Consider the following 20,753-nt stretch of genomic DNA (forward strand, 5'->3'; position numbering starts at 1 on the left):
TCGGTGCAAGCGGCGAGCGAACGGACGCGCGGGCAGCCGCGGTTTCCATGGACATGAAATAGCAGGCCAGCAGCGCCAAGGCCGCCGGAACAGGACGAACGACGATGAGCGATATCGAGGCCCTGCAGGCCGGACTGGTGGGCGACATAGCGGCGGCGGCCGATCTCGACGCGCTCGAGGCGCTGCGCGTCACGGCGCTCGGCAAGGCAGGCAGCGTGACCGGCCTCCTGAAGACGCTCGGCGCGATGACCCCCGACGAGCGGCAGGCACAGGGTCCGAAGATCCACGGGCTGCGCGAAGCCGTGACCGCGGAGATCGCCACCCGCAAGGCCGCGCTCGAAAGCGCGGCGCTCGACGCGAAGCTGGCGGGCGAGACCCTCGACATGACGCTCCCCGCCGCCGACGCGCCGAAGGGTAGCGTCCACCCGGTGAGTCAGGTGATGGACGAACTCGCCGAAATCTTCGCCGATATGGGGTTCGCGGTCGCGACCGGACCCGAGATCGAGGACGACTGGCGCAACTTCACCGCGCTCAACATTCCCGAGACGCATCCCGCGCGCGCGATGCACGACACTTTCTATTTCCCCGACCAGATGCGCGGCGGTGCCGATGCCGGGCCGGGCGAGGGCGGCCGGATGTTGCTGCGCACCCACACCTCGCCGGTGCAGATCCGCACGATGATGAGCCAGGAGCCGCCGATCCGCATCATCGCGCCCGGCCGCGTCTACCGCAGCGACAGCGACGCGACGCACACGCCGATGTTCCATCAGGTCGAAGGGCTGGTCATCGACCGCGGCATCCATATGGGCCATCTCAAATGGACGCTCGAGACCTTCCTCAAGGCCTATTTCGAGCGCGACGACATCGTGCTGCGCCTGCGCCCCTCCTATTTCCCCTTCACCGAGCCGTCGGCGGAGGTCGATGTCGGCTACCGGCAGGAAAAGGGCCGCCGTATCGTCGGCGGTAGCGGCGACGACGAAGGCCATGCCTGGATGGAGCTGCTCGGCAGCGGGATGGTCAACCGCCGCGTCATCGCGAACTGCGGGCTCGACCCCGACGAATGGCAGGGCTTCGCCTTCGGCGCCGGCATCGATCGGCTCGCGATGCTCAAATATGGCATGGACGATCTGCGCGCTTTCTTCGACGGCGACCTCAGGTGGCTGGCGCACTATGGGTTCGGCGCGCTGAGTGTGCCGACGCTGAGCGGGGGAATTTCGGCATGAAGATCACCCTCGACTGGCTCAGGGAGCATCTGGACGGCGGCTTCACCGTCGAAGACGTCGTCGCCACCCTCAACCGCATCGGCCACGAGGTCGAAGGCGTCGAAAATCCGGCCGAGAAGCTCGCAGGCTTCCGCGTCGCCAAGGTGCTGACCGCCGACAAGCATCCGCAGGCCGACAAGCTGCAGGTGCTGACCGTCGATACCGGCGAGGGGGTGCTGCAGGTGGTCTGCGGCGCCCCCAATGCGCGTGCGGGTCTGGTCGGCGTGCTCGGGCTTCCAGGCGCGGTCGTTCCGGCGAACGGCATGGAGCTGAAGGTCGCGGCGGTGCGCGGCATCGAATCGAACGGCATGATGTGCTCGACGCGCGAGCTCGAGCTTGGCGACGACCATGACGGCATCATCGAGCTGCCCGCCGATGCCCCCATCGGCACCTCCTTCGCCGACTATTCGGGCGCGGGCGATCCGGTCATCGATATTTCGATCACCCCGAACCGGCAGGATTGCATGGGCGTGCGCGGGATCGCGCGCGACCTCGCCGCCGCCGGGCTCGGCACGCTCAAGCCGCTCGACGTTCCGACGATCGCCGGCGAAGGCGCCGCCGCGACCGAAATCCGGACCGACGATCCCGAGGCCTGCCCTGCCTTCTTTGGCCGCACGATTGCTGGCGTCACCAACGGCACTGCCCCCGAATGGATGCGCCGCCGGCTGGAAGCGGTCGGGCAGCGCTCGATCTCCGCGCTCGTCGATATCAGCAATTATGTGATGTTCGACCTCGGCCGCCCGAGCCACATCTATGACCGCGCCAAGCTTTCGGGCGCGCTCGTCGCGCGGCGTGCGAAGGACGGCGAGACGGTGACCGCGCTGAACGGCAAGGATTATACGCTCACCGACACGATGACCGTGATCGCCGACGAGCAGGAAGTTCACGACATCGCCGGCATCATGGGCGGCGAGCATTCGGGTTGCAGCGAGACGACGACCGACGTCCTGATCGAGATTGCCTATTTCGCGCCCGAGCGGATCGCGCTGACAGGGCAGGCGCTCGGCCTGACCAGCGACGCGCGCAGCCGCTTCGAGCGGGGCGTCGATCCGGCCTTCCTCGACGATGCGACCGCGATCGTCACCGGGCATATCCTGGCCATCTGCGGCGGCACGCCCTCCGCGGTGACGCGCGCGGGCGCCCCGCCCGCCGAGGTGAAGACCGTCGATTACGACCTGTCGCTGGCGGCGACGCTCGGCGGCATCGCGATCGCGCCCGAACGGCAGAAGGAGATATTGGCCGCGCTCGGCTTTGCGGTGATCGAGAATGGCGGCCGCTGGCAGGTGGCGGTGCCGAGCTGGCGCCGCGACGTCGACGCCGCGCCCGACATCGTCGAAGAGGTCACGCGCATCAACGGCTTCGACGCGATCGAATCGGTGCCGCTGCCGCGTGCCGACGGCGTCGCCAAGCCCACCGCAACGAGCGAGCAGCTGCTCGAACGCCGCGTGCGCCGCGCCGCGGCGGCGGCGGGGTTCCACGAAGCGGTAACCTGGTCATTCATCAGCGAGCGCGAGGCTGCACCCTTCGGCGGCGGCACCTGGAGCCTCGCCAATCCGATCAGCGAAGAGCTGAAAGTCATGCGCCCGTCGCTGCTGCCCGGCCTGCTCGCCGCGGCCGCGCGCAACCAGAATCGCGGCGCGGACAGCATCCGCCTGTTCGAGATCGGCCGCCGCTATCGCGGCACGACCGAGCATCCGACGCTTTGCGTGCTGATGGCAAGCGACAAGAGCCCGCGCGGCTGGCAGGCCGGCAAGGCCGCGCCCTTCGACGCCTTCGACGCGAAGGCGGCGGCACTCGCCCTTCTCGAAGCCGCGGGCGCACCCGCCGACCGGCTGCAGGTGATGGAGCCCGTCGAGGCCCCCAGCATCTGGCATCCCGGCCAGTCGGCGACGCTGCGCCTCGGCCCCAAGGCTGTGCTCGCCGAGTTCGGTGCGCTCCATCCGGCGCTGACGAAGCATTTCGATGTCGACGGGCCGGTGATGGCGGTGCAGATCTTCCTCGACTCGATTCCGGCGAAGCGCGCGAGCGGCCCGGTCCGCCCGGCCTTCGCGCCGCCCGTGCTGCAATCGGTACGCCGCGACTTTGCCTTCCTCGCGCCCGATACGCTCGCGGCGGGCGATCTCGTCCGCGCGATCCGCGGCGCCGACAAGGCGGCAATCACCGACGCCCGCTTGTTCGACCGCTTCGCGGGGCAGGGCGTGCCCGAGGGGCAGGTCAGCCTCGCGGTCGAAGTCGAGCTGCAGCCGCAGGAGAAGAGCTTCACCGATGCCGAGCTGAAGGCGATCGCCGATAAGGTGGTGGCCGCCGCGGCAAAGGCCGGAGCGGTCCTGCGCGGGTAGCGTGCCGACCGAACGGGTCGCCGCGCTCGCGCGGCGATATGGTTTCGGCGAAAGATAACCCTATATTCCATCGGCGATGGAGAATGGGTCATGACCGGCAAAGGCCATTATCAGCTGTTCGAAACCGCGGCGGGCGTTGCGGGCATTGTCTGGAATCGTCACGGCGTCGCCTGCCTGCGTCTGCCCTCCCCAAGCGCCGCTGAGACCGAACGCAGCCTGCTCCGCCGCATGCCCGGCGCGATGCGGACCGAACCGCCGGCCGAAGTGAGCGCCGTGATCGACGCCGCCATCCGTTATTTCACCGGCGAGCGCATCGACTTTTCGGACGTGCCGGTCGACCTTGGCGAACAGAGCCCCTTTTTCGCGCGCGTATATGGCAGGGTGCGCCAGCTCGGCTGGGGCGAGACGACAACCTATGGCGCGGTCGCGAGCGACCTTGGCGTCGGGCCCGAATATGCACGCGATGTCGGGCAGGCGATGGCGACGAATCCCGTTCCGCTGATCGTCCCCTGCCACCGCGTCATGGCCGCCGGCGGCAAGATCGGGGGATTCTCGGCTCCCGGCGGGTCGCTGTCGAAGGCGCGCATGCTCGAACTCGAGGGCGTCGGGGTCGCAACCCCGCCCGCCCAGCAGGGATTCGATTTCTAGGCCGCGACGGCCTCCTCGCTGCGGCTTGCCGCCGCTTCGAGCAGGCGCTTCTCCAGCCCCTTCACCCGCGCAGCGCTGTCGATCTTGTCGCCGATCAGGTCGGTTACATAAAAGGTATCGACCGCGCGCTCGCCATAGGTGGCGACATGCGCGCTGTGCACGGTCACCTTCGACTGGAACAGCGCATAGGCGAGCTGGTTGAGCAGCGCGGGGCGGTCCTGCGCATTGACCTCGATCACCGTGAAGCGGTTCGACGCCTTGTTGTCGATGAAGACGTTCGGCGCGATGCGGAAGGCCTCGGCGCGGGTGCGCGGCAGCGCGCGCGCCTCGAGTTTCGGTAGCAGTTTCTGCCGGTTGGCGAGCGCATCCTCGATCGCTCGCGTCAGCCGGTCGATCTGCCCCGCCTCGGCGAACGGCCGGCCGAGCGGGTCCTGAACGAGGAAATTGTCGAGCGCCATGCCGTCGCGGGTCGTGTGGATGCGCGCGTCGATGATGTTGCCGCCGGCGAGATGGATGCCCCCTGCCATGCGATAGAAGAGCCCCGGATGGTCGGCGGCGAGCACCATGACCAGCGTCGCGCCGCGATCTTCGTCGGGGACCGCGGCGATGTGGAGCGGCGCGTCGCCCGCCGCCTGGATATGGCGGAGGTTCGCCGCGATCACCTCGACCGGCTCGGCGATCCAATAGCTTTCGGGGAGACGCCTGATCAGTTTCGCGAACGCCTTCGGGTCCATCGCGAGCAGCCCCTCGACTGCCTCCTTCTTCGCTTCGATCCGCGCCTCGCGACCGCGCTGCTTGTGGCCGAGGCGCAGCACCTCTTCGGCAGCGTCGAACAATTCGGTCAGCAATTGCCGCTTCCAGCCGTTCCACACGCCCGGCCCGACCGCCCGGATATCGACGACGGTGAGCACGAGCAGCAACCGCAGCCGCTCGGGGCTCTGCACGATCTGCGCGAAGTCGAGGATCGTCTTGAAGTCGGCGAGGTCGCGCTTGAAGGCGGTCGCCGACATCAGCAGATGATAGCGCACCAGCCACGACACCGTCTCGGTCTCGGCCGCGCTCAGTCCGAGCCGCGGACAGACGCGCAGCGCAAGCTCGGCGCCGAGCACGCTATGATCGCCGCCGCGCCCCTTGGCGATGTCGTGGAGGAGCACCGCGACATAGATCACGCGCCGCGACTGAAGCTGATGCATGATCGCGGTCGAGAGCGGGTGGTCGTCCTTCAGCCGGTCCTGCTCGATGTCCGCAAGCAGCCCGATCGCGCGGATCGTATGCTCGTCGACCGTATAATGATGGTACATGTCGAACTGCATCTGCGCGACAACGCGGCCGAAATCGGGAACGAAGCGGCCGAAGACGCCCGCCTCGTTCATCCAGCGCAGCACCGTTTCGGGGTCGCGCGGGGACGTCAGCACGTCGAGGAACAGCGCGTTGGCGCGCGCGATGCGGCGCACCCCCTGCGTCTCGATCAGCTTCGCATCGTGGCGCGCCTGCCGCATCGCCTGCGGGTGAATCTCCAGCCCGTGCTTGTCGGCGAGCGCGAAAATCTCGATCAGCCGCACCGGATCGGCCGCGAAGAAATCGTCCGACGGCAGCGCGAGCCGGCCGCGGTCTAGGACGAAGCCGTGGAGCTTGCCCGGACGCCGCCGGATCGTCGGCAGAAAGCGCCGCCCGCGCGCCGCGAGCTGCTCGTCAAGATGCGCGAGGAAGGTGCCGGTGACGTCGCCGACCGCCTTCGCGTGGAGGAAATAGAGCTGCATGAAGCGCTCGACCGCGCTCTTGCCGGGACGGTCGGCGAATTTCATGCGGTTCGCGATCTCGCGCTGGAAATCGAAGGTCAGCCGGTCCTCGGCGCGCCCCGCGAGAATATGGAGGTGGGAGCGCACCGCGAGCAGGAAATTCTCCGCCCGCTCGAATTGCCGCAGTTCGCGCGCGGTCAGCAGTCCGGCATCGACGAGCTCGGGAACGGTGCGGACGCGGTGGATGAACTTGCCGATCCAGAAGAGCGTGTGGAGGTCGCGCAGCCCCCCCTTCCCTTCCTTCACATTGGGCTCGACGACATAGCGCGAATCGCCCATCCTTTTGTGCCGTTCGTCGCGCTCGGCGAGCTTTTCGGCGACGAAAGCCCGGGCATTGCCAGCGACGACCTCGGCATCGAAGCGCGCCGACGCCTGATCGTAGAGATCGCGGTCGCCCCAGATGAAGCGCGCTTCGAGGAGTGCGGTGCGGATCGTCAGATCCTCCTTCGCGGCGCGGATCATCTCGTCGAGCGAACGCGACGAATGGCCGACCTTCAGCCCGAGGTCCCACAGCGTATAGAGCTGCGCCTCGATCACCTGTTCGGTCCAGCTCGTCTGCTTGAACGGGGTGACGAAGCCGATGTCGATGTCGCTGAACGGCGCCATCTCGCCGCGGCCGTAGCCGCCGACCGCGATCAGCGTGATCCGCTCGCCCGCCGAACGGTTGTTCGCCGGATAAAGATGGCCGGTGGTGAAATCATGGCTGAGACGGACGAGCTGGTCGATCAGGAAAGCGGTGGCGCTCGCCGCGAGCCGCCCCGATGAGGGATGAGCGAGCAGGCGCCGGTTGATCTCGGCGCGTCCCGCGTCGAGCGCCGCCTTGAGCAGGTCGACCATGGCGCGGCGGCGTTTTCCCGAATCGCTCGTCTCCGCCGCAATCTCATCGAGCCGGTCCGATAGCGCGCGGCGATCGATGATCGCGCGGCGGTTTTCGAGGGCGTCGAAGAGGTCAGTCATCGTTCGTCGGCCAGGATCTGCTTCAGGCGGTAGAGCGCATCGAGCGCCTCGCGCGGCGCAAGCGTGTCGGGATCGATACCAGCGAGCGCCTCGCGCAGCGCGTCCTGCGCGGCCGCCGGCGCTTCGGCCAGCGTCGCGGCGAACAGCGGCAGATCGTCGAGCCCCGCCGCGAGCCCGCCGGTCTTCTCGCGCCCCGCTTCCAGCTTGGCGAGCACTGCCTCGGCGCGTTTGACGACGCCATTGGGCACCCCGGCGAGGCGCGCGACCGCTAGGCCGTAGCTGCGGTCGGCCGGACCGTCGGCAAGCTCGTGGAGCAACACCAGATCGCCCTGCCATTCGCGTGCACGCACATGGTGGAGCGACAGCGCGTTCAGTGTTTCGGCGAGCCGGGTGAGTTCGTGATAATGCGTCGCGAAAAGGCAGCGGCACTTGTTGACCTCATGCACTGCCTCGACCACCGACCAGGCGAGCGCGAGCCCGTCGTAGGTCGAGGTGCCACGCCCGACCTCGTCGAGGATCACGAAGCTGCTAGGCGTCGCCTGCGCGAGGATAGCGGCGGTTTCGACCATCTCGACCATGAAGGTCGAGCGCCCGCGCGCGAGATTGTCGCTCGCACCGACACGGCTGAACAGGCGGTCGACGAGCCCGAGCTTCGCCGACGCGGCCGGCACGAAGCCGCCCGCCTGCGCAAGCACGACGATCAGCGCATTCTGGCGCAGGAAGGTCGATTTACCGCCCATGTTCGGGCCGGTGACGAGCCACAGCCGATCACGCTCCGACAACGAAACATCGTTCGGGACAAACCGCTCGCCCGATTTCGCAAGCGCCGCCTCGACCACCGGATGCCGCCCGCCGGCAACGTCGAGGCACGGTTCGTCGGCAAGGTCGGGGCGGCACCAATTGTGGCTCATCGCATGATCGGCGAGCGCGGCGGCGACGTCGATGCGCGCGAGCAGGTCGCAGCTCGCCGCAATCGCCTCGCGCCGCGCCACCGCGGCGTCGGTGAGCGCTTCGAGATGCGCGGCCTCGGCAGCGATCGCGTGGACGCCCGCCTGCGTGACGCGGCTCGCCGCCTCGTGGAGGTCCGCAGAGTTGAAGCGCACGACGCCCGCGAGCGTCTGGCGATGGGTGAAGCCCGACTCGGGCGCCATTAGCGCGTCGGCGTGCTTCGCGGGCACCTCGACATGATAGCCGAGTACGCCATTGTGGCGGATCTTCAGCGACGCGATGCCAGTGCGGTCGCGATATTGCGCTTCGAGCGTCGCGATCGCCTTGCGTCCGTCGCGCGCGGTTTCGCGCAGCACGTCGAGCGCATGGTCATAGCCCTCGGCGACATAGCCGCCCTGCGCGGCGTCGACCGGCGGCGTCTCGATGAGCGCGCGGGTCAGCTCGTCGACGAGGGCGCCATGGCCGTCGAGACCGGGCAGCAGCCGTGCGAGCAGAGGCGGCAGATTGGGCCGCTGCGCGAGCCGTTCGCGAAGCAGCCGCGCCCCGCCGAGCGCATCGCGAAGCTGCGCAAGATCGCGCGGGCCGCCGCGCCCCGCGACGAGCCGGCCGAGAGCGCGCCCGGCGTCAGGAAGCGCGCGCAGCGCCGCGCGCAGGTCGCCGCGCCACAAGGCATCACGCGCGAGGCCGTCCACGAGATCGAGCCGGTCGAGAATCGCATCCTTGTCGGTGAGCGGGCTCGCGAGATCGTCGGCGAGCAGCCGCGCGCCCGCCGCGGTCACCGTCCGGTCGATCGTCCCGAGCAGGCTGCCGTCGCGTGCACCCGCCATGGTGCGGACGAGCTCGAGGCTTTCGCGCGTCGCGGCGTCGATCGCCATCCGCCCCGAGGCCGATACGCGCAGCGGGGGTTGCAGAAAGATCGGCTGCCCGGTCGCGACATGGTCGAGATAGGCGGCGACCGCCCCCATTGCGGCAAGCTCGCCGCGCGAGAACTGGCCGAAGCCGTCGAGCGTCCGGACCCCGAAAAGCCCTTCGAGGCGCTTCTGCGCGGCCGTGCTCGAAAAATCGGATTGCGGGCGTCGCACGACCTGCCGCGCGACCCATTCGGGCACCTCCCCGGCCTGTTCGCTGACCAGCAACTCGGACGGTGCAAGGCGCGCGAGTTCGGCATCGACCTGCTCGGGGCGCACCGCGACGACCTCGAACCGTCCGGTCGAAATGTCGGCGGCGGCGATCGCGACCTCGCCTTCGCTTCCGACCTGCGCCAGCGCCGCGAGCCGGTTGGCGCTCCGCCCTTCGAGCAGCGCTTCCTCGGTCAGCGTCCCCGCGGTGACGAAGCGGATGATGTCGCGCGCGACGAGCGCTTTCGACCCGCCGCGCGCCTTCGCCTCGGCGGGCGTCTCGATCTGCTCGGCGATCGCGACGCGGTGCCCCGCCTTGATCAGCCGCGCGAGATAGGATTCGGCGCTGTGCACGGGGACGCCGCACATCGGCACTGGCGCGCCGCCATGTTCGCCGCGCGAGGTCAGCGCGATATCGAGCGTCGACGCAGCGGCCTTCGCATCGTCGAAGAAGAGCTCGAAGAAATCGCCCATCCGATAGAAGAGCAGGCAGTCGCCCGCTTTCTCCTTCAGCGACCAATATTGCGCCATCATCGGGGTGGCGGCGGGGGCGCTGTTGCTGTTAGCGACGGTACGGGCGGGGACGGACATCGGACCCTGCTTAGTGATTGGGGGGCGCATGGCAAGGTTGCGCGATGCGACGGCGGCTTTGAGGGGGAGAATGGACACCCCCACTTTCGTCATTCCCGCGAAAGCGGGCGCCCAGCGCGGAGTCGGCCGAACTCGCTCTGGGTTCCCGCTTTCGCGGGAATGACGAAGATATAAGACCCGAGTCCCTGTCGCCGCCGCCGACGCACAACATTGCCGGTTACATTTCGCCAAGGTGACGCTAGGGGATTGGGAAACGGGCGCGCGTCTGGAAATCGAACCAAGGGGAAAAACATGGACAGCGGCAGCAAGGTGCAATTCTCGGACCGCGAGGCCCTGCTTTACCACGAATATGGCCGGCCCGGCAAAATCGAGATCATCGCCTCGAAGCCGATGGCGACCCAGCGCGACCTCAGCCTCGCTTACTCGCCCGGCGTCGCGGTGCCCGTGCTCGCGATCGCCGACGATCCGGGCAAGGCCTATGACTATACGGTGAAGGGCAATCTCGTCGCCGTCATCTCGAACGGCACCGCGATCCTCGGCCTCGGCAATCTCGGCGCGCTCGCCTCGAAGCCGGTGATGGAGGGCAAGGCCGTCCTGTTCAAGCGCTTCGCCGACGTCGATTCGATCGACCTCGAGGTGAAGACCGAAGACCCGCAGGCGTTCATCGACGCGGTCGAGTTGCTTGAGCCGAGCTTCGGCGGCATCAACCTCGAGGATATCGCGGCACCCAATTGCTTCATCATCGAGGCGGCGCTGAAAGAAAAGATGAACATCCCGGTGTTCCATGACGACCAGCATGGCACCGCGATCATCACCGCCGCGGGCCTGATCAACGCCTGCCATTTGACCGGACGCGACCTCGGCGAGATCAAGGTCGTGGTCAACGGCGCCGGTGCCGCGGCAATCGCCTGCACCGCGCTGATCAAGGCGATGGGCGTGCGGCACGACAATGTCATCATGTGCGACCGCAAGGGCACCATCTATCAGGGTCGCACCGAGGGGATGGACCAGTGGAAGTCGGCGCACGCGGTGCCGACCGAAGCGCGCGACCTGACCGAAGCCCTGAAGGGCGCCGACGTTTTCCTCGGCCTCTCGGCCGCGGGCGCGCTCAAGCCCGAGATGGTCAAGGATATGGCGCCCGCCCCCATCATCTTCGCGATGGCGAACCCCGACCCCGAAATCTCGCCCCCCGACGCGCGCGCGGCGCGGCCCGACGCGATCATCGCGACGGGGCGCTCGGACTATCCGAACCAGGTCAACAACGTCCTTTGCTTCCCCTTCATCTTCCGCGGCGCCCTCGACGTGCGTGCGACCGCGATCAACGAGGAGATGAAGATCGCCGCAGCTTACGCGATTGCCGACCTCGCACGCCAGCAGGTGCCCGAGGAGGTCGCGGCGGCCTATGGCGGTCGCGCGTCGAGCTTCGGTCCCGAATATATCATCCCCTCGCCCTTCGACCCGCGGCTGATGGAAATCGTCCCCGCCGCGGTCGCCAGGGCGGCGATGGACACCGGCGTCGCGCAGCAGCCGATCGAGGATCTCGACGCCTATCGCACGACATTGCGCGCGCGGCTCAACCCGACGACCTCGGTGCTGACGCTCGCCTATGAGGCGGCGCGTGCCAATCCGAAGCGCGTCGTCTTCGCCGAGGGCGAGGAAGAAGTGGTGCTGCGCGCCGCGATCCAGTTCCGCGACGGCGGCTACGGCATTCCGGTGCTCGTCGGGCGCGAAGGGCTGCACGACAAGCTGCGCGCGATGGGGGTCACCGATCCCGAAAGCTTCGAAGTCCACAACAGCGTCAATTCGCCGCATGTACCGCAGATGGTCGAGATGATGTACGAGCGGCTTCAGCGCCGCGGCTATCTCCGCCGCGACATCGAGCGGATGGTCAACCGCGACCGCAACATCTTCGGTTCGCTGCTGCTCAAGCTCGGTCTCGGCGACGCAATGATCACCGGCGTCACCCGCACCTATTCGCAGACGATGCGCGAGGTGCGGCGCGTGATCGACCCCGCCGAAGGCAAGACTGCCTTCGGCATCCACGTCCTCGTCGGCCAGCATCACACGGTGTTCATGGCCGACACCACGGTCAACGAGCGCCCGTCGGCCGAAATGCTCGCCGACATCGCCGAGCGCACCGCGCAGGTCGCGCGGCGGATGGGCCACGAGCCGCGCGTCGCCTTCCTCTCCTATTCGACCTTCGGCAACCCGCCAGGAAGCTGGCTCGACAATATCCGCGAGGCGGTCCACATCCTCGACGAGCGTAAGCCCGAGTTCGAATATGAAGGCGAAATGGCGCCCGACGTCGCGCTCAACGCGAAGGTGATGGAGAAATATCCCTTCTGCCGCCTGTCGGGGCCCGCGAACGTGCTGATCATGCCGGGGCTGCAGTCGGGCAATCTGTCGGCGAAACTGCTGCGTGAACTCGGCGGCAGCGCCGTCATCGGACCGATGCTGATCGGGATGGAAAAGCCGGTGCAGGTCGCGACCATGGCCTCGCCCGCGTCGGATCTGGTGACGCTCGCGGTGCTCGCCGCCGGCGGGATCGCCGGATAGGAAAAAGCGGCGGCGCCCGAAGGCGCCGCCGCTTCCCCCAAATCTTCGCTTACCGGAGCTTACTGGCCCGGCGAACCGCCGCCGCCGGCCATGCCCGGGGCGCCCACCGCGCCGATATTGCCGAAAATATCCTCGAAGAAACTGCGATGACGGCCAAGCGTCGGCGTCTTGTCGCCTTCGGGGCTGATCTTGCTCACCAGCTCGAGGCCGGTCTTGTCGACCGCAACGACATTGCCCGCGGGATCGAAGCGCACGCGAAGCACCTGCTGCGAGACCGGGCGCGGACGCGCGAAGGCGAGCTGGCGGGTTTCGCGCGAGACATAATAATATTCATTGTCGCTGAACTGACCGACGAAAGTCGGACGGCCCAGCGTCTTTTCGACCGATTCGCGATTATCGACGCCCGGGGTGATCGCGGTGGTCAGCACCGGATCGACGACATAGCCCTGACGTCCCTTGAGCTGCGCGCAGCCGCTGGCGGTCAGCGCAAGCGCCAGCCCGGCGACGATCAGGCGCGTGGGGCGGGCGGGAAGCTTGGGGTTCTGCGTCGGCATCAACATATCTCCGTTGCGCCGCGTTGCCCGGGCGCTGGCAATCGCGCCTCTTAACCGCAAGCGGACGGCGGGCACAAGCGGCTTATGCCGCGGCAATGCTTGCGCCAAGCTGACCGAGGCCTCTTTTCCGACCGACCGATTCGGCCTAAGCGAATCGCCATGTTTTCCTCGCTCCGCAAACTCTTCACATCCGACCCCGATCCGCGCGAGGCGCGGCGCCCGCTGTGGAACGCGGTGATCGCCACCGCCCGCGCACCCCACTGGTATACCGATGGCCAGGTTCCCGATACGCTCGACGGCCGGTTCGACATGATCAGCCTCGTCCTCGCGCTCGTCCTCCACCGGATCGACGACGATCCGGCGCAGGCGGCCGCAAGCGTGCAGCTGACCGAATTGTTCGTCGACGACATGGACGGGCAGATGCGCCAGATCGGTTTCGGCGATATGGTCGTCGGCAAGCAGATCGGGCGGATGGTGGGCGCGCTCGGCGGCCGGCTCGGCGCCTATCGCGCCCCCGACGGATCGGACGGGCTGAAGGCGGCGCTGGTCCGCAATCTGTGGCGCGGCAAGGATGCGCCCGACGCGGGCCTCGCGCATGTCTTGGGCGAGATCGCGAAATTGCGCGCCGGCCTCGCGGCGATGCCGGTCGAGACACTGGTCGTTGCCGACCAGCTTCCCGGACAGAGCGGATGACGACGCCCGAATTTTCGCACCTCGTCACGCTTGCCGATGCAGCGCAGGGCCGCAATCTGACGCTCGAGGCCGATGCCGAGCAGCGCGCGGCGATCGCGAAGCGGCTGGGGCTGGTCGCGCTCGACCGCTTCGTCGTCACGGCCGAGGTCCGCGCGGTCGCCGGCGGGATCGCCGCGGCGGGCGACATCGCGGCCGATGTCGTGCAGAGCTGCGCGGCGACCGATCTGCCGGTGCCCGCCAAGATCCGCGAGCCTTTCGACCTTCGCTTCCTGCGCGACGCCGATCCCGCCGGGGACGGCGACGAAGAGGTCGAGATCAGCGATGCCGACTGCGATATATTGCCGCTCGAAGGCGAACGGATCGACCTTGGCGAAGCGGCGGTGCAGACGCTGTCGCTGTCGCTCGATCCCTTTCCGCGGCATCCCGACGCCGACCGGGTCCTCGCCGAAAAGGGCGTGCTCAGCGAGGAACAGGCGGGGCCTTTCGCGGCGCTCGCGAAACTTCGCGGAAAACCCGACCTCTAATCGTTCCGCGGCACGTCCTCGACCAAATCGGCGACCGCGGCGTCGAGCCCGGGCTCGCTGCCCGCGCGCTCGTCACTCGCCGGAGCGTCCTTCGCCTCCCCGCCCTTCTTCTCGTCGGGCGCGACCGCCAGTGAACCACCGAGCGCCTTCGCGAGCCCCGCGAGCTGCTCGCCGAGCACCTTGTCGACCGCGGGCGCGACGTCGGCGACCTTGAAGCGCATATAGCCGCCGACGACATAGTCGAAGCGAATCGCGCTGCCCGCCGCGGTCGGCTTGATCTGGATCGTCAGCGTGCCGGTGACCGCCTCGCCCTGAAGCGGGCCGAAGGCGCCCGACAGGCGCATCATTTCGCCGGGCTTGGCGAAAATGATCCGCGCATGCTGGACGCTGCCCATCGCGCCGCCCGCGCCCGGCAGCTTTTCGCAGAAGCAGCCGCCGGCCTGCGAATCGAGCCAGAAGTTCGCGGCGTCGCCCGACCAGCTATGCTCCTTCGACCACCATTTGTCGGGCAGGCGCAGCATCTTCCAGACATCGTCGGGCGATGCCGCGACCTGCGCGGTGTGCGCCACGGTGAAGCCGATATCGCTCTGGTCGATGACCTTCGCTTCTACCGAAGCCGCCGCGAGCGACGCCGCCAAAAGCAGCGCTGCGCCCGAGATTCTCTTGAGATGCATGCCCTGTCCCCCTCGCCGCCTTCATAGACGGCGGCAGAGGCACTGGCTAGCTCGCGTCGCGTCCCAGGATCGCCTCGATCGCGTCGTTGACATGGTCGATGTCGGCCATGCCGTCGACCTTGCTGACGATCCCGCGCGCTTCGTAGATCGGCAGGATCGGCGCGGTCTTGGCGCGGTATTCGGCCATGCGCGTGCGCACCGTTTCCTCATTGTCGTCGGGACGGCGCTTGAAGTCGTGGCTGCCGCAGACGTCGCAGGTATCGGCGACCTTCGGCAGCTTGTAGCGATCATGATAGCCTTCGCCGCATCTGGCGCAGCTGAAGCGTCCCGTGATGCGGTCGACGAGCGCGTCTTCCTCAACCACCAGTTCGATCACATGATCGAGCTTGCGGCCGCGTTCCGACAGGATCGAGTCGAGCGAATCGGCCTGTGCCGCGGTGCGCGGATAGCCGTCGAAAATGACCGAGGTCTCGCCGCCGAGCTCGTCGAGCCGTTCGCCGATGAGGCCCGAGACGATCTCGTCCGACACCAGCTCGCCCGCGTCCATCACCGCTTTCGCTTGCAGGCCGATCGGCGTTCCCGCCTTGACCGCGGCGCGCAGCATGTCGCCGGTCGACAGCTGGACCATGCCATGCTCGCTTTCGAGCCGCGAAGCCTGTGTACCCTTGCCCGCCCCCGGCGGCCCAAGCAAAATGATGTTCAGCGTCATGGAAGCCCCTGTTGCCTCTGCCCTATCGGGAATCGCGTAGCGGCGGCGTCAGCGACGCGCAACACCGCCCTTCAATTTGGCCTTCTTGATGAGGTCGCCATATTGATGCGCGAGCATGTGGCTCTGGATCTGGCTGATCGTGTCGATCGTCACATTGACGATGATCAGCAGGCTGGTGCCGCCGAGCTGGAACGGCAACCCCGACCCCGCGATGAAATATTCAGGGACGAGGCAGATCAGCGCCAGATAGGCCGCGCCGATCACGGTGATGCGCGTCAGCACGAAGTCGAGATAGGCGGCGGTGTTCTTGCCCGGGCGGATGCCGGGGATGAAGCCGTTCTGGCGCTTCAGATTGTCGGCGGTTTCCTCCGGATTGAAGACGACCGCGACGTAAAAGAAGCAGAAGAAGATGATGCCCGCGGCATAGAGCGCCATATAGAGCGGCTGGCCGTGCGCGAGATACTGGTTGAGCGTGACGAGGAACTCGCCCCAGCGCGTGTCCTGCTGGACATTGTTGCCGAGCATCTGGGTGACGGTCAGCGGCATCAGCAGCAGCGACGAGGCGAAGATCGGCGGGATCACGCCCGCGGTGTTGACCTTGAGCGGCAGGTGGCTGCGGTCGGCCTGCATCACGCCGCGCTGCGTCGCACGCTTCGGATATTGGACGAGAACGCGGCGCTGCGCGCGTTCCATGAAGCTGATGAAGGCGATGATGACGACCGCGCCGACGACGACCGCGACGATCGTGCCGCCACCCATCGAGCCTTCGCGCACCTGGGTGAACATCTGGGCGAAGCTGCGCGGGAGCTGCGCCAGAATGCCCGCCATGATGATCAGCGAGACGCCGTTGCCGATGCCGCGGCTGGTGATCTGTTCGCCGAGCCACATCAGGAAGAGCGTGCCGCCGACAATGCTGATCACCGCACCGATGCGGAACATCATACCCGGATCGACGACCGCGGCGATGCCTTGGCTCTGGCCGAGCGTTTCGAGGCCGACGGCGATGAAATAGCCCTGAATCGCGGTCAGGAACACCGTGCCGTAACGCGTGTACTGGTTGAGCTTCTTGCGCCCGCTCTCGCCCTCTTTCTTGAGCGCGGCGAGGCTCGGCGCGAGCGCCGAGGCGAGCTGCACGACGATCGACGCCGTAATATAGGGCATGACGCCGAGCGCGATGATGCTCATGCGCTCCAGGCTGCCGCCCGAGAAGGTGTTGAAAATGTCGAGGACACCGCCCGTCGCCGCCTGCGAATAGAGCCGCGACAGCGCGACGGGGTCGACCCCGGGCAGCGGCACGAACGACAGGAAGCGGAAAACGATCAGCGCGCCGATCGTGAACCAGATGCGGTTCTTGAGTTCGGTCGCCTGGCCGAACTTGGAAAAGTTCAGGCTGGAAGCAAGCTGGTCGGCGCGAGAGGCCATGGGTAGTTTCCTCGAGGATAATCCGGACCGCGCCCCCCGCGACCCGGCGCCTATGTGCGTTCGACGGTCACGAAGCGCAAGGGGAAAGGCCCGCTTATAGATGCAGCCCGTCGATATCGGGCGTCCCATCCATCCGTTCGCGTCGTGCGAACGGGAATTTGAGTCTCGTCATGTATCGAGGGGCGGCCCTTGCGAACCGCCCCTCGAAAATTCTTACTCAGCCTTGGCTTCGGCAGGCGCCGCAGGCAACTCGACCTTGCCGCCCGCCTTTTCGACCGCTTCGATCGCGCCCTTCGACGCGCCGGCGACCGAGAAATTGAGCTTGGCGGTCAGTTCGCCCTTGGCGAGGAGGCGGACGCCGTCCTTGCCGCCGCGCGCGACGCCGGCCGCCTTGAGCGCGGCGTGATCGATCACGGCCTTCGCATCGAGCTTCTTGGCATCGACGAGCTTCTGGATCTGGCCGAGGTTCACGATCGCGAAATCCTTGGCGAAGATGTTGTTGAAGCCACGCTTCGGGATGCGCATGTGGAGCGGCATCTGGCCACCCTCGAAGCCGTTGATCGCGACGCCCGAACGGCTCTTCTGGCCCTTCTGGCCGCGGCCGGCGGTCTTGCCCTTGCCCGAGCCGATGCCGCGTCCGACGCGCATGCGGCCCTTGCGGGCGCCGTTGTTGTCACGAAGGTCGTTAAGCTTGATAGTCATGGTTGCACTCGCTTTCGCTGTGTTCGCGCTATGGACCGAAAGACTTCAGTCCGGTTCGATTTCACTCGACGGCTGAAAGCCGGGATAGGGCCCGGCCTTCTCCATCACGATGGCCTGGGCGACATAGCCGCGGCCATCGACACTGGTGATCGAGGGGCTGCCGTGAAGCTGCCATCCCCGGTTGAGCAGTCCCTCGACGCGGGCACAAAAGGCGGCGTCGTCGGGACCAGTCAGCAGGCGATAGAGCTTCACGAACGTTTAGCCCTCAATGACTTCCACCATGTGCGGAAGCTTGCGGATCATGCCGCGCACTTCCGGAGTGTCGACCAGTTCGACCTCGCGGTGCATCTTGCCTAGGCCAAGGCCGGTCAGGATGGCGCGCTGGCCCTTGGGACGACGGATCGGCGAACCGATCTGGCGGATCTTGATCTTCTTGTCGGCCATTGTCTTACTCCGTCACCGCCGCGGCTTCGGCCTCGGCTGCGCGGTCGGACGCGCCGCCACGCTTGATCAGGTCCGAAACCTTCTTGCCACGGCGCTGCGCGACCGACTTCGGGCTGGTCTGTTCGCCGAGCGCCTCGAAGGTCGCACGGATCATGTTGTAGGGGTTCGAGGTGCCGACCGACTTGGTCACCACGTCGGCAACGCCCAGCGATTCGAACACGGCGCGCATCGGACCACCGGCGATGATGCCGGTCCCAGCGGGGGCCGAACGCACGGTGACGTTGCCGGCGCCGAAGTGGCCGCGACCGTCGTGGTGCAGCGTGCGGCCGTCGCGCAGCGGAACGCGAATCATCGCCTTCTTCGCGGCGGCGGTCGCCTTCGAAATGGCTTCGGGCACTTCGCGCGCCTTGCCATGGCCGAAACCGGCACGGCCCTTGCCATCGCCGACGACGACGAGCGCGGCGAAACCGAAGCGCTTGCCGCCCTTCACGGTCTTCGAGACGCGGTTGATGTGGACGAGCTTCTCAATGAGCTCCTCGCCACCTTCTTCGTCGCGCGGACGGCGATCGTCGCGGCGGCCACGGCCACCTTCACGACCCCCACGGCCACCGTCGCGGCCGCCACGGCCACGGCGGGGAGCGCCGGTGTTTTCGGTCGCTTCGACAGCGCCTTCGACGTTCTGTACTTCGTCAGCCATAATCAGAACTCCAATCCGCCTTCGCGAGCCGCGTCGGCCAGCGCCTTGATGCGCCCGTGGAACAGGAAGCCGCCGCGGTCGAACACGACCTGCGTCACGCCCGCCTTCTTGGCGGCGTCGGCGAGGCGCTTGCCCACGTCAGCCGCTGCGGCTGCGGTGGCGCCGGTCTTGCCGCGGACATCCTTGTCGAGCGTCGAAGCGGCGGCCAGCGTCTTGCCGGCGGCGTCATCGATGAGCTGCGCATAGATGTGACGGCCCGAACGGTGCACCGAAAGGCGCGGACGCCCTGCGGCACGCTGACGGAGTGCGGTACGGACGCGCTGACGGCGTTTTTGGAAAGGGGTAAGATGTGCCATGGCTTACTTCTTCTTGCCTTCTTTGCGGAAGATGTACTCGCCGCGATACTTGATGCCCTTGCCCTTATAGGGTTCGGGCTTACGCCAGCGGCGGATTTCCGCCGCGACCTGGCCGACCTTCTGCTTGTCGATGCCACTGATCTCGATCGTCGTGTTGTCCGGCGTCTTGATCTCGATGCCCTCGGGCACCGCGAAATCGACATCATGGCTGTAGCCGAGCTGCAGCTTGAGCGTCTTGCCCTGCGAGTTGGCGCGATAGCCGACACCCGTGATTTCGAGCACCTTGGTGAAGCCCTCGGTCACGCCCGTGATCAGGTTCTGCACCAGCGTGCGCTGCATGCCCCAGAAGGCGCGTGCTTCGCGGCTGTCGTTCGCGGGCTGAACCGAGATGCTGCCTTCGCCGACTTCATATTTGATGTTGTCGGACAGCGGCATCGCGAGCGTGCCTTTCGGACCCTTGACCGACAGCTGGCCGCCGTCGATCGCGGCGGTGACGCCGCCAGGGATCGCTACTGCCTTTTTACCAATGCGCGACATCAGAACACCTCCGCCAGCACTTCGCCGCCGACATTATGCTCGCGGGCTTCGGCGTCCGAGAGAACGCCGCGCGGGGTCGACACGATGGTGATACCCAGGCCGTTGCGCACGATCGGCAGCTCTTTCGAGCCCGAATAGACGCGGCGGCCCGGCTTCGAGACGCGGGCCACGTGGCGGATCGCCGGCTGGCCTTCGAAATATTTGAGCTCGATGCGGATGCCCTTGTGCTGACCCTTCGCGCCCAGCGATTCCTCGCTGTAGCCGCGGATATAGCCTTCGCGCTGGAGCACATCGAGAACGCGGACGCGCAGGGTCGAGGCGGGGGTCAGGACGCTGTCCTTCTTCGCCTGCTGGCCGTTGCGGATGCGGGTGAGCATATCACCCAGGGGATCGGTCATTGCCATCAGTTAAGTCCCTTACCAGCTCGACTTCACAACACCGGGGATCAGGCCCTTGTTGGCCAGATCGCGGAGCTGCACGCGGCACAGCCGGAATTTACGGTAATAGGCGCGCGGGCGGCCCGTCAGCTCACACCGGTTGCGGATGCGGGTCGGGTTGCCGTTGCGCGGAATTTCCGCCATCTTGAGGCGCGCGATCAGACGCTCGCCATCGTCGAGCGAGGTGTCGGCGGCAATCGCCTTCAGCTTCGCGTAGCGGCCGGCATATTTCTTCACCAGCTTCTTGCGACGCTCATTCTTGTTCGTCGAACTCAGTTTCGCCATGACTTAAGTTCTCTTTCCTTCTTGAAAGAGCCTGCCTGGTCCCGCGCGGGGACTCAGGCGGCTTCCTTTTCCTGCGCTTCGATCGGGAAGGGGAAGCCGAACAGCTTGAGCAGTTCGCGGGCCTCTTCGTCCGTGCGAGCGGTGGTGGTGACGATCACGTCCATGCCGCGCACCTGATCGATGCGGTCATAGTTGATCTCGGGGAAGATGATCTGCTCTTTCAGGCCCATGGCATAGTTGCCACGGCCGTCGAAGCTGGTCGCCGACACGCCGCGGAAGTCGCGGATGCGCGGCATGGCGATCGTGATCAGGCGGTCGAGGAATTCGTACATGCGTTCGCGGCGCAGGGTCACCTTGCAGCCGATCGGCATGCCTTCGCGCAGCTTGAACTGGGCGATCGACTTCTTCGCGCGGGTCACGACGGGCTTCTGGCCGGCGATGAGTTCCATCTCGGCAGCGGCCGCTTCGACCTTCTTCTTGTCCTGCGTGGCTTCGCCGACG

The 20,753-nt window shown here is 67.0% G+C and carries 21 protein-coding genes; 6 read left to right on the forward strand and 15 right to left on the reverse strand.

Features of this window, described 5'->3' with window-relative positions:
- Nucleotides 1-104: 104 nt before the first annotated feature.
- The 3 genes from pheS (at nucleotide 105) to ACE3SL_RS08660 (ending at nucleotide 4,249) form a co-directional block, all read left to right on the forward strand.
- The gene (gene pheS / locus ACE3SL_RS08650) at nucleotides 105-1,223 is read left to right on the forward strand and encodes a phenylalanine--tRNA ligase subunit alpha (RefSeq protein WP_374525335.1); all 1,119 of its coding nucleotides are present in this window, start codon (nucleotides 105-107) and stop codon (nucleotides 1,221-1,223) included.
- The gene (gene pheT / locus ACE3SL_RS08655) at nucleotides 1,220-3,601 is read left to right on the forward strand and encodes a phenylalanine--tRNA ligase subunit beta (protein ID WP_374525336.1); all 2,382 of its coding nucleotides are present in this window, start codon (nucleotides 1,220-1,222) and stop codon (nucleotides 3,599-3,601) included. Before pheS ends, pheT begins: the two co-directional genes overlap by 4 nt.
- Before the next feature lie 90 nt (nucleotides 3,602-3,691).
- The gene (locus ACE3SL_RS08660) at nucleotides 3,692-4,249 is read left to right on the forward strand and encodes a methylated-DNA--[protein]-cysteine S-methyltransferase (RefSeq protein ID WP_374525337.1); all 558 of its coding nucleotides are present in this window, start codon (nucleotides 3,692-3,694) and stop codon (nucleotides 4,247-4,249) included.
- On the opposite strand, the gene ACE3SL_RS08665 is transcribed toward ACE3SL_RS08660, so the two are convergent.
- Together ACE3SL_RS08665 and mutS are read right to left on the reverse strand one after the other, a co-directional pair.
- Nucleotides 4,246-7,005 (reverse strand): [protein-PII] uridylyltransferase, encoded by a 2,760-nt coding sequence (locus ACE3SL_RS08665; protein WP_374525338.1) that lies wholly within the window; start codon nucleotides 7,003-7,005, stop codon nucleotides 4,246-4,248. The genes ACE3SL_RS08660 and ACE3SL_RS08665 overlap by 4 nt on opposite strands.
- Nucleotides 7,002-9,662 (reverse strand): DNA mismatch repair protein MutS, encoded by a 2,661-nt coding sequence (gene mutS / locus ACE3SL_RS08670; RefSeq protein ID WP_374525339.1) that lies wholly within the window; start codon nucleotides 9,660-9,662, stop codon nucleotides 7,002-7,004. Before mutS ends, ACE3SL_RS08665 begins: the two co-directional genes overlap by 4 nt.
- A 291-nt stretch (nucleotides 9,663-9,953) precedes the next feature.
- Here mutS and ACE3SL_RS08675 point away from each other — a divergent pair, with 291 nt between their 5' ends.
- Nucleotides 9,954-12,218, forward strand: coding sequence for an NADP-dependent malic enzyme (locus ACE3SL_RS08675; RefSeq protein ID WP_374525340.1), 2,265 nt, complete (start codon nucleotides 9,954-9,956; stop codon nucleotides 12,216-12,218).
- A gap of 59 nt (nucleotides 12,219-12,277) precedes the next feature.
- Here ACE3SL_RS08675 and ACE3SL_RS08680 read toward each other — a convergent pair whose 3' ends face one another.
- The gene (locus ACE3SL_RS08680; RefSeq protein WP_374525351.1) at nucleotides 12,278-12,772 is read right to left on the reverse strand and encodes an outer membrane protein assembly factor BamE; all 495 of its coding nucleotides are present in this window, start codon (nucleotides 12,770-12,772) and stop codon (nucleotides 12,278-12,280) included.
- A gap of 159 nt (nucleotides 12,773-12,931) precedes the next feature.
- Between ACE3SL_RS08680 and ACE3SL_RS08685 the strand changes: the two genes are divergently transcribed.
- Nucleotides 12,932-13,465, forward strand: coding sequence for a ubiquinol-cytochrome C chaperone family protein (locus tag ACE3SL_RS08685; protein ID WP_374525341.1), 534 nt, complete (start codon nucleotides 12,932-12,934; stop codon nucleotides 13,463-13,465).
- A complete protein-coding gene (locus ACE3SL_RS08690; RefSeq protein WP_374525342.1) occupies nucleotides 13,462-13,989 on the forward strand; it encodes a DUF177 domain-containing protein in 528 nt (175 codons plus the stop codon). The genes ACE3SL_RS08685 and ACE3SL_RS08690 overlap by 4 nt, the downstream gene beginning before the upstream one ends.
- Here ACE3SL_RS08690 and ACE3SL_RS08695 read toward each other — a convergent pair.
- The 12 genes from ACE3SL_RS08695 to rplE form a co-directional block, all read right to left on the reverse strand.
- The gene (locus ACE3SL_RS08695) at nucleotides 13,986-14,663 is read right to left on the reverse strand and encodes an SRPBCC family protein (protein WP_374525343.1); all 678 of its coding nucleotides are present in this window, start codon (nucleotides 14,661-14,663) and stop codon (nucleotides 13,986-13,988) included. The genes ACE3SL_RS08690 and ACE3SL_RS08695 overlap by 4 nt on opposite strands.
- A 46-nt stretch (nucleotides 14,664-14,709) precedes the next feature.
- Nucleotides 14,710-15,366 (reverse strand): adenylate kinase, encoded by a 657-nt coding sequence (locus ACE3SL_RS08700; protein WP_374525352.1) that lies wholly within the window; start codon nucleotides 15,364-15,366, stop codon nucleotides 14,710-14,712.
- 54 nt (nucleotides 15,367-15,420) lie between these two features.
- The gene (secY, locus tag ACE3SL_RS08705) at nucleotides 15,421-16,794 is read right to left on the reverse strand and encodes a preprotein translocase subunit SecY (RefSeq protein ID WP_374525344.1); all 1,374 of its coding nucleotides are present in this window, start codon (nucleotides 16,792-16,794) and stop codon (nucleotides 15,421-15,423) included.
- Nucleotides 16,795-17,007: 213 nt separating this feature from the next.
- Nucleotides 17,008-17,496, reverse strand: coding sequence for a 50S ribosomal protein L15 (gene rplO / locus ACE3SL_RS08710; protein ID WP_374525345.1), 489 nt, complete (start codon nucleotides 17,494-17,496; stop codon nucleotides 17,008-17,010).
- A 45-nt stretch (nucleotides 17,497-17,541) separates the two neighbouring features.
- Nucleotides 17,542-17,748 carry a DUF1737 domain-containing protein gene (locus ACE3SL_RS08715; RefSeq protein ID WP_167920379.1) on the reverse strand — a complete coding sequence of 69 codons (207 nt, stop codon included), beginning with the start codon at nucleotides 17,746-17,748 and terminating at the stop codon, nucleotides 17,542-17,544.
- Between the two features lie 6 nt (nucleotides 17,749-17,754).
- Nucleotides 17,755-17,940: a 50S ribosomal protein L30 gene (gene rpmD, locus ACE3SL_RS08720; protein WP_237835816.1), complete on the reverse strand. Its 186-nt coding sequence runs from the start codon at nucleotides 17,938-17,940 to the stop codon at nucleotides 17,755-17,757.
- Nucleotides 17,941-17,944: 4 nt separating this feature from the next.
- Nucleotides 17,945-18,637 carry a 30S ribosomal protein S5 gene (rpsE, locus tag ACE3SL_RS08725; RefSeq protein ID WP_374525346.1) on the reverse strand — a complete coding sequence of 231 codons (693 nt, stop codon included), beginning with the start codon at nucleotides 18,635-18,637 and terminating at the stop codon, nucleotides 17,945-17,947.
- A 2-nt stretch (nucleotides 18,638-18,639) separates the two neighbouring features.
- On the reverse strand, nucleotides 18,640-18,993 hold the full coding sequence (gene rplR / locus ACE3SL_RS08730) for a 50S ribosomal protein L18 (protein ID WP_257546102.1): 354 nt from the start codon (nucleotides 18,991-18,993) through the stop codon (nucleotides 18,640-18,642).
- A gap of 3 nt (nucleotides 18,994-18,996) precedes the next feature.
- Entirely contained in the window at nucleotides 18,997-19,530 is a 534-nt protein-coding gene (gene rplF / locus ACE3SL_RS08735; protein ID WP_237835819.1) for a 50S ribosomal protein L6, read from the reverse strand.
- Nucleotides 19,530-19,934, reverse strand: coding sequence for a 30S ribosomal protein S8 (gene rpsH, locus ACE3SL_RS08740; protein ID WP_058454357.1), 405 nt, complete (start codon nucleotides 19,932-19,934; stop codon nucleotides 19,530-19,532). The genes rplF and rpsH overlap by 1 nt, the downstream gene beginning before the upstream one ends.
- A gap of 12 nt (nucleotides 19,935-19,946) precedes the next feature.
- A complete protein-coding gene (gene rpsN, locus ACE3SL_RS08745; protein ID WP_374525347.1) occupies nucleotides 19,947-20,252 on the reverse strand; it encodes a 30S ribosomal protein S14 in 306 nt (101 codons plus the stop codon).
- Between the two features lie 53 nt (nucleotides 20,253-20,305).
- The coding region (rplE, locus tag ACE3SL_RS08750) for a 50S ribosomal protein L5 (RefSeq protein WP_374525348.1) at nucleotides 20,306-20,753 on the reverse strand (448 nt) is incomplete at its 5' end.

This window comes from Sphingopyxis sp. (genome assembly GCF_041916015.1).
GTDB lineage: Bacteria > Pseudomonadota > Alphaproteobacteria > Sphingomonadales > Sphingomonadaceae > Sphingopyxis.

Excerpts from the sequence above, each read along its gene's own strand:
- rpsH (WP_058454357.1), bottom strand. The coding sequence starts at position 19,934 with ATGGCAATGACCGATCCCCTGGGTGATATGCTCACCCGCATCCGCAAC.
- pheT (WP_374525336.1), top strand. The coding sequence starts at position 1,220 with ATGAAGATCACCCTCGACTGGCTCAGGGAGCATCTGGACGGCGGCTTC.
- rpsN (WP_374525347.1), bottom strand. The coding sequence starts at position 20,252 with ATGGCGAAACTGAGTTCGACGAACAAGAATGAGCGTCGCAAGAAGCTG.
- pheS (WP_374525335.1), top strand. The coding sequence starts at position 105 with ATGAGCGATATCGAGGCCCTGCAGGCCGGACTGGTGGGCGACATAGCG.
- ACE3SL_RS08665 (WP_374525338.1), bottom strand. The coding sequence starts at position 7,005 with ATGACTGACCTCTTCGACGCCCTCGAAAACCGCCGCGCGATCATCGAT.
- ACE3SL_RS08660 (WP_374525337.1), top strand. The coding sequence starts at position 3,692 with ATGACCGGCAAAGGCCATTATCAGCTGTTCGAAACCGCGGCGGGCGTT.
- secY (WP_374525344.1), bottom strand. The coding sequence starts at position 16,794 with ATGGCCTCTCGCGCCGACCAGCTTGCTTCCAGCCTGAACTTTTCCAAG.
- rpsE (WP_374525346.1), bottom strand. The coding sequence starts at position 18,637 with ATGGCTGACGAAGTACAGAACGTCGAAGGCGCTGTCGAAGCGACCGAA.
- rplO (WP_374525345.1), bottom strand. The coding sequence starts at position 17,496 with ATGACTATCAAGCTTAACGACCTTCGTGACAACAACGGCGCCCGCAAG.
- ACE3SL_RS08680 (WP_374525351.1), bottom strand. The coding sequence starts at position 12,772 with ATGCCGACGCAGAACCCCAAGCTTCCCGCCCGCCCCACGCGCCTGATC.
- rpmD (WP_237835816.1), bottom strand. The coding sequence starts at position 17,940 with ATGGCCGACAAGAAGATCAAGATCCGCCAGATCGGTTCGCCGATCCGT.
- ACE3SL_RS08675 (WP_374525340.1), top strand. The coding sequence starts at position 9,954 with ATGGACAGCGGCAGCAAGGTGCAATTCTCGGACCGCGAGGCCCTGCTT.
- rplR (WP_257546102.1), bottom strand. The coding sequence starts at position 18,993 with ATGGCACATCTTACCCCTTTCCAAAAACGCCGTCAGCGCGTCCGTACC.
- ACE3SL_RS08685 (WP_374525341.1), top strand. The coding sequence starts at position 12,932 with ATGTTTTCCTCGCTCCGCAAACTCTTCACATCCGACCCCGATCCGCGC.
- rplF (WP_237835819.1), bottom strand. The coding sequence starts at position 19,530 with ATGTCGCGCATTGGTAAAAAGGCAGTAGCGATCCCTGGCGGCGTCACC.
- ACE3SL_RS08695 (WP_374525343.1), bottom strand. The coding sequence starts at position 14,663 with ATGCATCTCAAGAGAATCTCGGGCGCAGCGCTGCTTTTGGCGGCGTCG.
- mutS (WP_374525339.1), bottom strand. The coding sequence starts at position 9,662 with ATGTCCGTCCCCGCCCGTACCGTCGCTAACAGCAACAGCGCCCCCGCC.
- ACE3SL_RS08690 (WP_374525342.1), top strand. The coding sequence starts at position 13,462 with ATGACGACGCCCGAATTTTCGCACCTCGTCACGCTTGCCGATGCAGCG.